The organism is Streptomyces sp. NPDC048506 (genome assembly GCF_040651315.1).
In the GTDB taxonomy this organism is placed as follows: domain Bacteria; phylum Actinomycetota; class Actinomycetes; order Streptomycetales; family Streptomycetaceae; genus Streptomyces.
On the sequence record NZ_JBEZIX010000011.1, the window covers coordinates 21,981 to 34,184 of the forward strand.

At 73.3% G+C, this 12,204-nt stretch carries 11 protein-coding genes; 7 read left to right on the forward strand and 4 right to left on the reverse strand.

Annotation, left to right across the window (positions count from 1 at the left end):
• Positions 1-16: 16 nt before the first annotated feature.
• On the forward strand, positions 17-862 hold the full coding sequence (locus tag AB0C96_RS11015) for a hypothetical protein (RefSeq protein ID WP_362915943.1): 846 nt from the start codon (positions 17-19) through the stop codon (positions 860-862).
• A gap of 137 nt (positions 863-999) precedes the next feature.
• On the opposite strand, the gene AB0C96_RS11020 is transcribed toward AB0C96_RS11015, so the two are convergent.
• Positions 1,000-1,503 carry a MarR family transcriptional regulator gene (locus AB0C96_RS11020; protein ID WP_362915945.1) on the reverse strand — a complete coding sequence of 168 codons (504 nt, stop codon included), beginning with the start codon at positions 1,501-1,503 and terminating at the stop codon, positions 1,000-1,002.
• A 347-nt stretch (positions 1,504-1,850) separates the two neighbouring features.
• Here AB0C96_RS11020 and AB0C96_RS11025 point away from each other — a divergent pair, with 347 nt between their 5' ends.
• Positions 1,851-2,714 carry a lysozyme gene (locus AB0C96_RS11025; RefSeq protein ID WP_362915947.1) on the forward strand — a complete coding sequence of 288 codons (864 nt, stop codon included), beginning with the start codon at positions 1,851-1,853 and terminating at the stop codon, positions 2,712-2,714.
• A gap of 198 nt (positions 2,715-2,912) precedes the next feature.
• On the opposite strand, the gene lon is transcribed toward AB0C96_RS11025, so the two are convergent.
• Together lon and AB0C96_RS11035 are read right to left on the reverse strand one after the other, a co-directional pair.
• Positions 2,913-5,345 (reverse strand): endopeptidase La, encoded by a 2,433-nt coding sequence (lon, locus tag AB0C96_RS11030; protein ID WP_362915949.1) that lies wholly within the window; start codon positions 5,343-5,345, stop codon positions 2,913-2,915.
• Positions 5,346-5,575: 230 nt separating this feature from the next.
• Positions 5,576-6,505 (reverse strand): pentapeptide repeat-containing protein, encoded by a 930-nt coding sequence (locus AB0C96_RS11035; RefSeq protein ID WP_362915950.1) that lies wholly within the window; start codon positions 6,503-6,505, stop codon positions 5,576-5,578.
• 214 nt (positions 6,506-6,719) lie between these two features.
• Here AB0C96_RS11035 and AB0C96_RS11040 point away from each other — a divergent pair, with 214 nt between their 5' ends.
• Positions 6,720-7,223, forward strand: coding sequence for a YfbM family protein (locus AB0C96_RS11040; RefSeq protein WP_362915952.1), 504 nt, complete (start codon positions 6,720-6,722; stop codon positions 7,221-7,223).
• Between the two features lie 75 nt (positions 7,224-7,298).
• Positions 7,299-7,853, forward strand: a complete 555-nt coding sequence (locus AB0C96_RS11045; RefSeq protein WP_362915954.1) for a hypothetical protein — start codon at positions 7,299-7,301, stop codon at positions 7,851-7,853.
• 211 nt (positions 7,854-8,064) lie between these two features.
• On the opposite strand, the gene AB0C96_RS11050 is transcribed toward AB0C96_RS11045, so the two are convergent.
• The gene (locus AB0C96_RS11050) at positions 8,065-8,973 is read right to left on the reverse strand and encodes a rhomboid-like protein (RefSeq protein ID WP_362916179.1); all 909 of its coding nucleotides are present in this window, start codon (positions 8,971-8,973) and stop codon (positions 8,065-8,067) included.
• Positions 8,974-9,252: 279 nt separating this feature from the next.
• On the opposite strand from AB0C96_RS11050, the gene AB0C96_RS11055 reads away from it, so the two are divergent.
• The 3 genes from AB0C96_RS11055 to AB0C96_RS11065 all read left to right on the forward strand — a co-directional run bounded on the left by AB0C96_RS11055 (position 9,253) and on the right by AB0C96_RS11065 (position 12,043).
• A complete protein-coding gene (locus tag AB0C96_RS11055) occupies positions 9,253-10,017 on the forward strand; it encodes a spermidine synthase (protein WP_362915956.1) in 765 nt (254 codons plus the stop codon).
• Between the two features lie 74 nt (positions 10,018-10,091).
• A complete protein-coding gene (locus AB0C96_RS11060; RefSeq protein ID WP_362915958.1) occupies positions 10,092-10,832 on the forward strand; it encodes a response regulator transcription factor in 741 nt (246 codons plus the stop codon).
• Positions 10,829-12,043 carry a HAMP domain-containing sensor histidine kinase gene (locus tag AB0C96_RS11065; protein ID WP_362915960.1) on the forward strand — a complete coding sequence of 405 codons (1,215 nt, stop codon included), beginning with the start codon at positions 10,829-10,831 and terminating at the stop codon, positions 12,041-12,043. The genes AB0C96_RS11060 and AB0C96_RS11065 overlap by 4 nt, the downstream gene beginning before the upstream one ends.
• The last annotated feature ends 161 nt before the right edge of the window (positions 12,044-12,204 follow it).

Sequence of the window (12,204 nt, forward strand, 5' to 3'; positions counted from 1 at the left end):
CGGCAGACTTGCGGCCATGCGCATCGAACTCGCCACCGAGCCCGGTGACCCCCAACGCCCCAACGAGGACTACGCATCGGTAGCCCTGCCGGCCTCCGGCCAGGGCGGAGCGTTGGTCCTGCTCGACGGCGTGACACCGCCCGCCGAGGACTACGGCTGCCGCCATACGGTGCCGTGGTTCACCGCGCGGCTCGGCGGCGCAATGCTCGAACTGTCGGTTTCACTCCGGGATATGACGCTCGCTGAGGTCCTCGACGCCGCCATCTCCCGGACGGCCGCCGCCCACCGCGCCACCTGTGACCTTTCTCACGTCCGCACTCCGCAGGCAACTGTGGTCGCCGCCCGGTGGTCCACGGAGACCGTCGAGTACCTCGTCCTGTCCGATTCGGTCCTCTTGCTGGAACGGGCGGACGGTTCGGTGCACCCGGTGCTGGACCCGCGCCTGGACCACCTGCCGCCCGCGGTACAGGAGCGGCGCGCCGCCGTACGGGCACTCCCCCGCGGCTCGGCGGAACGGGCCGCCGCGGCCCGGGAGTACGGCCGCGCGGTCGAGGCGCTGCGCAACGCCGAGGGCGGCTTCTTCACCGCGGCCGCCGACCCGGCCGTGGCCGCCCGCGCGGTCACCGGGAGCCTGCCGCGCTCCGGGATCCGCTCGCTGACCGCGCTCACCGACGGCGCCGCCCGCTGGGTCGAGGTCTTCCGGGAGGGCTCCTGGGCGGACTGCGTCGGGCTGGTGGCCGCACAGGGGCCCCAGTCCCTCATCGACCGGGTCCGGGCGGCGGAGGCGGCGGATCCAGAGGCCACGGCCCATCCGCGCGGGAAGGGACGGGACGACGCGGCGGTGATTTTTGTCGTGCCGTGAGCAGTTTTCACCACGCCGGCCCGACCACCGGCGCGGCGGCCCGACCACCGTGACACCGGTCAGACCACAGTGACGCCGGCCAGACCACCGTCAGGCCGGACGTTCTCCCTTCGCGCTTCCCCTTCTTATGCCTCTTATTACGCCTCTTCGCCTTCTTGCTCCGCATTCAGCCGGTGCAGCAGCCGCGCCAGTTCGGCCACTTCGTCGCGGTCCCAGGAGGCCAGGCGGCGGGCGTACTGGGCGCGGCGGCCGTTGCGGACGCGGGTGAAGCGGGCGCGACCTTCGTCCGTGATGCGAACGAGGACGGCGCGGCCGTCGGCCGGGTCCGGCTCGCGGGCGACCAGCCCCAGCCGCTCCAAGGCGTGCAGCTGACGGCTCATCGTGGCCTTGCCGACGCCGAAGAAGCCGGCGAGGTCGGTGGCGCGCTGTGCACCGGCGTCGGCCAGCCGGAGCAGGAGCCCGTAGGCGGACGGCTCCAGGTCGGGGTGGACCTCGCGGGCCAACTCGCCGGACGAGGCCCGGGCCCGGCGGAGGAAGACCGCCAACTCCCGTTCCAGGGCGAGGAATACGTGGTCCACACCAGCCGGCGCCCCCTCCGCCGCCGTACCGTCGGCTCCGGTGTTGTGCACGTCAGCGCCCATTCCCGCTTTCCCTCGTCTGAAAGTTTCCGCCCTGGGCGGTCGAAGTCGCAGCTCGGCCAGTATTTCGCAGGATTAGACCAACGGCAGCACACCGCCCCCCTTTGCCCCGCAGGTCTACGCGCGTATCGTCATTTCTGGCATGACCACACCAAGCAGTCCGGTCGGACGCCGAAGGTTCTGCCGCGCGTCATGCACCGCGCACCTCCGTGTCAGCACGCCTGCGCCTTGACGCCGGACCATCCCCTCAGGCAAGCCCCCTCAGCTCAGGCCCCTCAGGTCAGCCCCCCAGGAAATCCCCCTCAGCTCAGCCCCCCTCAGGTCACCCACCGAGATCTCCGGAGACACGTATGCCCGTGCTCAGATCCGGCTTCCCCCACCGCCCCGCACGCTCCTTCGCGGCCACCACGGCCGGGGCCCTCCTCGCGGTCCTCGCCCTCCTCCTCGGTCTGCCCGGCACCGCCGACGCCGCGGCCGGCCGGCGCGCACCGGAGCCCACCCACCCCGGACAGGACTGGGCCGGTTCCCAGATCGCCAAGCACGAGGGCACCGCGGGCGGCGCGACACCGCCCGCGGGCTCGCTCGCGGCGTCCGTCGAGGGCGTGGACGTCAGCAGCCACAACGGCAACGTCGCCTGGTCGACGCTCTGGAACAGCGGCGCCCGCTTCGCCTACGTCAAGGCGACGGAGTCCACCAGCTACACCAACCCGTACTTCGCGCAGCAGTACAACGGCTCCTACAACGTCGGCATGATCCGCGGCGCGTACCACTTCGCCACGCCCGACACCTCCAGCGGCGCCGCCCAGGCCAACTACTTCGTCGACCACGGCGGCGGCTGGTCCAAGGACGGAAAGACGCTGCCCGGGGCACTGGACATGGAGTACAACCCCTACGGCGCGACCTGCTACGGGCTGAGCGCGGCCGGACTGGTCAACTGGATGAAGGACTGGTTCGCCACCTACAAGGCGCGCACCGGCCGGGACGCGGTCGTCTACACCTCCACCGGCTGGTGGAAGCAGTGCACGGGCAATTCGTCCGCCTTCGGCGCGATCAACCCGTTGTGGGTTCCGCGGTACGGCTCCTCGGTCGGTGAACTCCCGGCCGGCTGGGGCTTCCACACCATCTGGCAGTACACCTCGACCGGCCCGACGGTCGGCGACCACAACCGCTTCAACGGGGCCTACGACCGGCTCCAGGCGCTGGCGAACGGCTGAGCGGCCGGTCGGCTCAGCGGCTCAGCGGCTGAGCGGCCGAGCAGCCGGTCGGTCCCGATGGCCGGCCCGGCACTGACGGCGCGCCACCGGCGCCGGTCCGCGGCGTACGGCCCCTCCCACGCCCGGCCGTACGCACGAGAGGGCTCCTGCCGGCACCAGGTGCACGGCAGGAGCCCGTCCCGTTTCCCCGCGCGTCCCTCACGCCGCGACGGGGACCTCCGGTGCCGCCCCGTTCGACGCCGGGGTCAGCGCCAGCTCCAGCACCTGCCGGACGTCCGCGACCGGGTGGACCTCCAGGGCGTCCAGGATCTCGGCCGGGACGTCGTCCAGGTCCGGCTCGTTGCGCTTGGGGATGATCACCGTGGTGACGCCGGCCCGGTGTGCCGCCAGCAGCTTCTGCTTGACGCCGCCGATCGGCAGCACCCGCCCGGTCAGCGAGACCTCACCGGTCATCGCCACGTCCGGCCGGACCTGCCGGCCCGACAGCAGCGAGGCCAGTGCCGTCGTCATCGTGATGCCCGCGCTCGGCCCGTCCTTGGGGACCGCGCCCGCCGGGACGTGCAGATGCACTCCGCGGTCCTTCAGGTCGCCGACCGGCAGCTCCAGCTCCGCGCCGTGCGAGCGCAGGAACGACAGCGCGATGTGCGCGGACTCCTTCATCACGTCGCCGAGCTGGCCGGTCAGCTGTAGGCCGGACGCACCGGTCTCCGGATCGGCGAGCGAGGCCTCCACGTAGAGGACGTCGCCGCCGGCGCCGGTGACCGCGAGGCCGGTGACCACGCCGGGCACGGCCGTCCGCCGCTCGGCCGGGTCCTGCGCCGACTCGGGGGTGTGGTGCGGCCGCCCGATCAGCGGGCGCAGCTGGTCCGCGCCGACCGTGAACGGCAGCTCCTGCTCGCCGAGTTCGTGCTGTGCCGCGACCTTGCGCAGCAGCCGGGCGACCGCGCGCTCCAGGTTCCGTACGCCGGCCTCGCGGGTGTACTCGCCGGCCAGCTTGCGCAGCGCGGCGTCCTCGAGGACCACCTCGCCGGGCTCCAGGCCGGCCCGCTCCAACTGGCGCGGCAGCAAGTGGTCCCGGGCGATGACAACCTTCTCGTCCTCGGTGTACCCGTCGAGCCGGATCAGCTCCATCCGGTCGAGCAGCGGCTCGGGGATGGCCTCCAGGACGTTGGCGGTGGCAAGGAAGACCACGTCGCTGAGGTCGAGTTCGACCTCCAGGTAGTGGTCGCGGAAGGTGTGGTTCTGCGCCGGGTCGAGGACCTCCAGGAGGGCGGCGGCCGGGTCGCCCCGGTAGTCGGAGCCCACCTTGTCTATCTCGTCGAGCAGCACCACCGGGTTCATCGAGCCGGCTTCCTTGATGGCGCGGACGATCCGACCGGGCAGCGCCCCGACGTACGTCCGCCGGTGTCCGCGGATCTCCGCCTCGTCGCGGACGCCGCCCAGCGCGACCCGGACGAACTTCCGGCCCATGGCGCGGGCGACGGACTCGCCCAGTGAGGTCTTGCCCACCCCGGGCGGCCCGACGAGCGCGAGCACCGCGCCGCCGCGGCGCCCGCCGATGAGGCCGAGGCCGCGCTCGGTCCGCCGCTTGCGGACGGCCAGGTACTCGGTGATCCGCTCCTTGACGTCCTCCAGACCGGCGTGGTCGGCGTCCAGGACCCGCTTGGCGCCGGCGATGTCGTGGGCGGAAGCGCTGTCATCAGTGCGTTCGTTCCACGGGAGTTCGAGGACGGTGTCCAGCCAGGTGCGGATCCAGGCCCCCTCCGGGCTCTGGTCGCTCGCCCGCTCCAGCTTGTCGACCTCCTTCAGGGCCGCCTTGCGGACGTCCTCGGGCAGATCGGCGGCCTCGACGCGGGCGCGGTAGTCGTCGCCCTCGTCCTCCGGATCGCCGTTCAGCTGGGCGAGTTCCTTGCGCACCGCCTCCAGTTGCCGGCGCAGCAGGAACTCCCGCTGCTGCTTGTCGACGCCCTCCTGGACGTCCTTGGCGATGGACTCGGCGACGTCCTGCTCGGCGAGGTGCTCACGGAGCGCCTCGGTGGCGAACTTCAGCCGGGCGACCGGGTCGACGGTCTCCAGCAGCCGCACCTTCTGTTCGGTGGTCAGGAACGGCGAGTAGCCGGAGTTGTCGGCGAGGGCCGCCACGTCCTCGATCTGCTGGACGCGGTCGACGACCTGCCAGGCGCCCCGCTTGCGCAGCCAGCTCGTGGCCAACGCCTTGTACTCCGTGACGAGTTCGGCGACCGCGCCGGGCAGGCCCGTGCCGTCGGGTCCGGTGGGGACCCGCTCCTCGACGGTCGTGCCCTCCACCCACAGGGCGGCGCCGGGCCCCGTCGTGCCGGAGCCGATCCGCACCCGGCCCAGGCCCCGGATCAGCGCCCCGGGGTCGCCGTCGGACAGCCGGCCGACCTGTTCGATCCGGCCGAGCGTGCCGACGGCCGGGTAGCTGCCGTCGACGCGGGGCACAAGCAGCACCCGCGGCTTGTTACCCGATGAGGCGGCGGCCTGCGCGGCCTCCACCGCGGCGCGGACGTCCGCGTCGGACAGGTCCAGGGGCACCACCATGCCGGGGAGCACGACCTCGTCATCGAGGGGCAGCACCGGCAGAGTGAGCGATGTGGACGTCGAAGCCATGATCTCCCCTTCGGCAAGCAAGTTGAGCTTTTCTGACTCAATGCAGCGGGGCGGGGAGATGTTCCCGGGCGTGCGTTCGCTGTGAGCGATCGGGGAGGCTACGGACGATCAGGGACGTTACGGGCGGCCAGGGGTGTTACTGGCGATCAGGTGTGTTACGGGTGATCAGGGACGTACGGGCCGGGCGGCGGCGGCGCGGCCCGCCGGACCGCGTGGGCGCCGGCCACCGTTCACCAGTGCGCGGGGCGGGTCAGCGCCGGCGGCAGCTTGGTGGCGGCGTCCCCCTTGGCGGCGTTGAGCTGGGACTGGGTGAGGAAGATCGCGCCGGTGAGGTCGGCGCCCCGGAGGTCGGCGTCCCGCAGATCGGCGCCGATGAGGTCCGCCCGGCGCAGGTCGGCGCCCCGGAGGTCGGCGGCGATCAGGTACGCCCCGCGCAGGTTGGCGCCCTGGAGGTCGGCGTCCTTCAGGCGGGCTCCCATGAGGTCGGCGCCGCGCCGCTCCTTCTTCCGGTTCTTCCGGCCGGCGACCCCGGCCCGCACGAGTTCACTGGTGCGCAGGAGCAGCGCGTTGACCTCGGCCCGGTGGGCCGGCACGTCGAGCGCCGCGATCTCCTCGGCGCTGCCGCGGGTGAGGCGCTCGGTCGTCTCCAGGGCGGCGCGCAGGTCGGCGCGGAGCGCGGCGGGCAGCGCGGCACCGGCCGCTCCCGCGGAGCCGTTGCGCGCACCGGGGTCCGACAGGGTCAGCGCCTCCGCCAGGTACCAGAGGAGTTCGTGCAGCTGCCGCATGACGGGGAAGACGTCGAACATCTGCCGGGCGGTGCCCGGGGCCTGCCGCCAGTCCCGTCCGCCGAAGGTGACCTGGGAGACCTTCTGCCCGGCGCCGAAGCAGTCGAAGACCGTACAGCCGGAGAAGCCGCGTCGGCGCAGGTCGGTGTGGATACCGCAGCGGAAGTCGGTCTTCAGGTTCGGACAGGGCCGGCCCGCCTCCTTGTCCAGCGCGAAGTCCGCCGAGGCGGCGAACGGCAGCGCGACACAGCACAGTCCGAAGCAGCTGCCGCAGTCGGACTCCAGGCCGAGCCCGCTCACGTCCGGCCCGCTCACGTCCGGCCCGGCGCTGTCCGGAATCGATTGCGGGCGGTCGGTCGTGCGGTCTGCGGACATGGTGCGGGTACTCCTGCGGCCGGCGGACGCCGCAGGGGGCGGCGTCCGGAAGGGGCATCCATTCTCCCAGGCCGTGCGACGGCCCCGGGGCCGGCCGGTTCCGATCGCCGGGGCCGCCCGCCGGCGGCCGGGCCGTTCCCCGAGGCCCCGCCGGCCACCCGGCGTCGTCAGTGGCCGCCCGACGTTGTCAGTGGTCGCCCCTAGCCTCGGGACCATGAGCATGATCGGAGAGTACGCACGTGTCACACCGGCCGAACTCGCCCGTGCGATCGGCGATCCCGAGTGGGCGCTGAAGCTGGTCGTCGGGTGGATGGAGGCGGAGGCCGGGCAGCCGGTGGAGCCCGCCCGGGCGCGCTGTCTGGACGTCGACAAGGCCTGGGACGCGCTCGGGTTCCTGTTGCGCCGCGCGGCGCTCCCGGTCGACGTCGTGCACGGCGAGCAGTCCGTTCCGGACGCCGAGGACTGGGGCTACGGACCGCCCCGTTACCTCACCCCCGAGCAGGTCCACACCGCCGCCGGGGCGCTCGCGGAGATATCCGCCGCCGATCTGACCGAGGGCGTCGGACCGGAGGACCTCGCCGAGGCGGCGGTGTACCCGACGCTCGTGTGGGAGCGGGGCGCGTCCCTGGACTACGTAGCCGACTACTACGAGCTGCTCCGGGCGTTCTTCCGCGCGGCCGCGGCGGAGGGGGACGCGGTGCTGATGTGGCTCGGCTGAGGAACACCCCTCAGGGGTGATGTCGCACCGGCCGCCTCCGCTCTCACGCCCCGTCAGGGCTGCTACGTTCACGGCATGTTGCAGCGGATGTCCGGTGTCTTCATCGGTGCACTCTTCGGGACGGTCTTCGTCGTCGCCAACGCACACGATCCGCTGAACCCCGCGATCGGGATCACCCTGCGGGTGCTCGCGGTGCTCACCTTCGCCGGGCTGCTGGCGCTGGCGGTGCTGGCCGGGCGCCGCGGCGGTCCCGCTCCGGAGGGCGACGAGGCCTCCCGCCCCGCCTGGTTCGGCGGGAAGTTCGGCTTCGTCGTCGCGGCCGAGGTGCTGCTGCTGATCGGCGGCAACCTCGCACTGCGCGGCGCGGGCGCGCCCACGGAGACCACCGTGGCCTGGATCGCGCTGATCGTCGGCCTGCACTTCCTGGCGCTGACGGCGGTCTGGCAGCGGCGCAGCATCGCCGTCCCCGGCGCGGCGCTCACCGCGCTGGGGGTGATCGGGCTCGGTATGGCGGGGACCCGGGCCGTGGCCTGGGTTCCGTTCGTCAGCGGTGTGCTGTCCGGCGTGGCGCTGTTGGGCGGCTGCGCCTACGCCATCGCCCAGGCGTACCGGTCGACCGTCCGGCCGTGAGCCGAGGCCCTACGCCTGGCAACGCCGCCGACCGCGAGCCGGGACCGCGCGCCCGCCGCGCTCGGGCCGTCCGCCGCACCCCGCAGGGCCGTCCGCCGCGCCCGCGGGCGGTCCGTCCACCGGCCTCGGACCGTCCACTGGCCTCGGACCGTCCACCGGCCTCGGTCCGCCGCTCTCGGCCCGTCCGCCGCTCTCGGCCCGTCCGCCGGCCTCAGTGCGTGCGCACCCCGCGCAGCCCCGGATGCCTCAGGTCGCCGAGGAGCGGCGGGGGGCCACTTCGGCCGGCCCGCCAATGGCGCAGCAGGGGCCAGGCGGCGATGCCCAGGGTGAGCGAGAGCAGATGGCCCCAGTCGGTCATCGGGTCTGCGTAGGCGACCAGGTCGGTGAGGGCCAGGTAGCCGACGCCGGCCAACAGGGGCCAGCGCGACCAGGCGGGCAGCACCCCCGCGAGGGCTCCGGTGCAGGTCATCACGCCGAAGCTGATGCCGTAGTCCAGGCGGTGCAGGGAGCTCTCCGGCAACTGGCCGGCGGCGACCGAGAAGGCCACCGGGACCTCGGTGGCGAGGGTGGCCAGCGCGTGGCCCCCGAAGAACACCGCGGCGGTGCGCAGTCCGCCGACCCGCCGCTCCAGCGCCGTCAGCACGAACAGGAAGGCCACGGCGTAGAAGGAGGTCAACCCGCCGGCGATCCACAGCGCACTGGCGACGAGCACCAGCAGCGGGGCCTGCGCGAGGTGGACCACGTCCGTACTGGAGCCCCGCAACAGCTCGGAGACCAGCCCCGGATCGGCGTGCTCGGCGAAGAGCGAGGTGGCCGCGAGCAGGGCCGCGTAGCCGAAGGTGAACGGGGTGCCGGTGGGGGTGGGGAGCAGCCGCCAGGGCCGCGGCCGCGCCGGGCCCGGCGCGGGCTCCGGCTGCGACTCCCGCTCCAGCTGCGACTCCGGCTGCGGCTCCCGCTCCGGTTGCGGCTCCGCCGCTTCGGCGCGGGCCACCGCCTCCCGGGCCGGCCGCTGTCGGGGAACGCCCGGAAGGAGGGCCGGGGGGTCGGCCGGCCCGGCGCCCCGGCCCGGCGTGCGCTCGCCCGGCGCCCGTTCCGCCTGCGTCCCCCCGGTGGTTCCCAGCCCGCTCACGGTCCGACGCACCGTCCCTTCGTCCCTTCACGGCGGCTCGTCCGGCGAACCGCACCCGGGTCCTCCGCCGTGCGCGATGGCCCTTGCCCTGCACAACGTCGCGGACCAGCCTGCCTGCTCAACCCATGAAGAACCTGTGCGAGTGATATGCATCACGTGAGGCAACGATCACGACGGCCGTCGCGTCGCGACGCCGGCCGTCCGCCGCACGTCTCCGCGCGCCCCGAAACGGGTTGGACCGGCGCCGCCCGGATTGGCCACCATGGCGCCATGGCTCCCGTGAATCCGCTTCCGGCAACCACCGCCCCCGCACCGGCCCCGCACACCATCGACCGGCGCGAGGGCCCCTACGGAGAGGTGGTGCTACGGCAACGCGGCGGAAGCTCGACGGCCGCCGGCGACGGCGCCTTCGACGGCCCCGCGGAGCCCGTGGTCTACGAGATCATCGCCAACGGCTGCTTCCTGATGGACACCTCCGACGGCCGCTCCGAACGGCTGCTGGTCGACGCCGCGCTGGCCGAGCTGCCCGCCGGGCGCGAGCGGCCCGCGGTGCTGATCGGCGGCCTGGGCGTCGGCTTCTCCCTGGCCCGGGCGGCCGAGCAGCCGCGCTGGGGCCGTATCGCGGTCGTCGAGCGCGAGGCAGCGGTCATCGACTGGCACCGCACCGGTCCACTGGCGGCCGTCTCCGCGCGGGCACTGGCCGACCCGCGCTGCGAGATCCTGCACACCGACCTGGTCGCGCACCTGCACACCGGGGCGGGACGGGACGCCTATGACGCCCTGTGCCTGGACATCGACAACGGCCCCGACTGGACCGTCACCGAGGACAACGACAGCCTCTACTCCCCCGCCGGGCTCGCCGCCTGCCGCGACCGGCTGACCCCCGGCGGAGTGCTCGCCGTCTGGTCCGCACAGCCCTCGACGGCGTTCGAGGAAGCGCTGCGAAATGCCGGGTTCACCGGGGTACGGACGGAAGAGATCCCCGTTGTCCGAGGCGTCCCCGACGTGGTGCACCTCGCGCGGAAGGGTGCGTAGCCGACAGTCGCACCATGCCCGTACGCTGCTGCCCAGCAAGACGCGACCACGCAGGGGCAATGCAGGGGCGGGCGATGGACCAGACTCAGACAACGCAGGGCGGCGCCGCCGCTGCCACGCCGGGCGCCCAGCGCCGGGTACTGGTCGTGGAGGACGACCCGACGATCGTCGACGCGATCGCGGTCCGACTGCGCGCCGAGGGCTTCCAGGTCCAGACCGCCACCGACGGCCCCGCCGCGGTGGACACCGCCGAGGCCTGGCAACCCGATCTGCTGGTCCTCGACGTCATGTTGCCGGGCTTCGACGGCCTGGAGGTCTGCCGCCGGGTCCAGGCCCAGCGCCCGGTGCCGGTCATGATGCTCACCGCCCGGGACGACGAGACCGACATGCTGGTCGGCCTCGGCGTAGGCGCCGACGACTACATGACCAAGCCGTTCTCCATGCGGGAGCTGGCCGCCCGGGTGCACGTCCTGCTGCGCCGGGTCGAGCGCGCCGCGCTGGCCGCGCACACCCCGCGCAGCGGCATCCTGCGCCTCGGCGAGCTGGAGATCGACCACGCCCAGCGCCGGGTCCGGGTGCGCGGCGCCGACGTCCATCTGACACCGACCGAGTTCGACCTGCTGGTCTGCCTGGCGAACACCCCGCGCGCGGTGCTCTCCCGCGAGCAGCTGCTGGCCGAGGTGTGGGACTGGGCGGACGCCTCCGGCACCCGTACGGTCGACAGCCACATCAAGGCCCTGCGACGCAAGATCGGCGCCGAGCGCATCCGCACGGTCCACGGCGTCGGCTACGCCCTGGAGACCCCGCCCGCATGACCCCGGGGCGCCTCCCCGTGCGGCGATCGGCGCGCCCGTCCCGGCGCTTCTGGCGGCTGCCGGTACGGCAGTGGTGCCAGCCACCGGCGCGCAGCTGGTGGCGCACTCCGGTGCGGAGCCTGTGGCAGCGGACCTGGGACGCGCTGCGGCCCCTGGACCCGTACCGCTCCGTCAAGGCCGCGCTGGGCGCGCTGGTCAGCGTCTCGGTGATCATCACCACACTGCTGGTGTTCGTCGCCATGCACTCGGCCACCGAGCTGCGGGTGATCACGATCTTCTCGATCATCGCCTCGCTGCTGATCACCCAGTTCGTGGCGAACAGCCTGACCGCCCCGCTCGGCGAGATGACGGACGTCACCCGCGCCATGGCGCACGGTGACTACAGCCGCCGGGTGCGCTCGGGTCGCCGCGACGAGTTCGGCGACCTGGCGGAGGCCTTCAACCGGATGGCGGCCGACCTGGAAGCGGTGGACACCCACCGCAAGGAGCTGGTCGCCAACGTCTCGCACGAGCTGCGTACCCCCATCGCCGCGCTGCGCGCCGTCCTGGAGAACGTCGTCGACGGGGTCTGCGAGCCCGCCCCGGAGACGATGCGGACCGCGCTGCGGCAGACCGAGCGGCTGGGCCGGCTGGTCGAGCACCTCCTGGACCTGTCCCGGCTGGACAACGGCGTGGTGCCGCTGCACGCCCGCCGCTTCGAGGTCTGGCCGTACCTGTCCGGGGTGCTCAAGGAGGCCAATATGAGCCGGGGCGCCTCCACGCTGTCCGGGCTGGCCGCCTCCGGCGCCCACACCCGTACGGACGTCCACCTCCACCTCGACGTCTCGCCGCCGGAGCTGACCGCGCACGCCGACGCCGAACGGCTCCACCAGGTCGTCGCCAATCTCATCGACAACGCGATCAAGCACAGCCCGCGCCACGGCCGGGTCACCGTGCGTGCACGGCGCGGCGAGGCCCCGGAGAGCCTGGAGCTGGAGGTGCAGGACGAGGGGCCCGGCATCCCCGAGTCGGAGCGCTACCGGGTCTTCGAGCGGTTCAACCGCGGTGGCCCGGGGCCGTCCGGACCCGGCTCCGACGGCGGTACCGGCCTGGGCCTGGCGATCGCCCGATGGGCGGTGGACCTGCACGGCGGCCGGATCGGCGTAGCGGAATCACCTCGTGGTTGCCGGATTCGGGTCACTCTTCCGGGGCTGGAGTCAGCACGGAGCTGACGCCACCTGACGTAGGGTCGGTGGTAGAAGCACTCACCCCGTGGGTGCGACAGCGGTGAGTCCTACCCGCACGCGGGCAAACTTCGTGTGTTTCCCGCCAAGTCATGCCCCGAAACCCATCGGGGAATGTGACGTGCGCGACGAGTAGCCCTCCCGGACTG

Bases quoted from the DNA above. Each gene is read 5' to 3' on its own strand.
- AB0C96_RS11065 (WP_362915960.1), top strand. From the start codon at position 10,829: ATGACCCCGGGGCGCCTCCCCGTGCGGCGATCGGCGCGCCCGTCCCGG.
- AB0C96_RS11055 (WP_362915956.1), top strand. From the start codon at position 9,253: ATGGCTCCCGTGAATCCGCTTCCGGCAACCACCGCCCCCGCACCGGCC.
- AB0C96_RS11060 (WP_362915958.1), top strand. From the start codon at position 10,092: ATGGACCAGACTCAGACAACGCAGGGCGGCGCCGCCGCTGCCACGCCG.
- lon (WP_362915949.1), bottom strand. From the start codon at position 5,345: ATGGCTTCGACGTCCACATCGCTCACTCTGCCGGTGCTGCCCCTCGAT.
- AB0C96_RS11035 (WP_362915950.1), bottom strand. From the start codon at position 6,505: ATGTCCGCAGACCGCACGACCGACCGCCCGCAATCGATTCCGGACAGC.
- AB0C96_RS11015 (WP_362915943.1), top strand. From the start codon at position 17: ATGCGCATCGAACTCGCCACCGAGCCCGGTGACCCCCAACGCCCCAAC.
- AB0C96_RS11025 (WP_362915947.1), top strand. From the start codon at position 1,851: ATGCCCGTGCTCAGATCCGGCTTCCCCCACCGCCCCGCACGCTCCTTC.
- AB0C96_RS11045 (WP_362915954.1), top strand. From the start codon at position 7,299: ATGTTGCAGCGGATGTCCGGTGTCTTCATCGGTGCACTCTTCGGGACG.
- AB0C96_RS11040 (WP_362915952.1), top strand. From the start codon at position 6,720: ATGAGCATGATCGGAGAGTACGCACGTGTCACACCGGCCGAACTCGCC.
- AB0C96_RS11020 (WP_362915945.1), bottom strand. From the start codon at position 1,503: ATGGGCGCTGACGTGCACAACACCGGAGCCGACGGTACGGCGGCGGAG.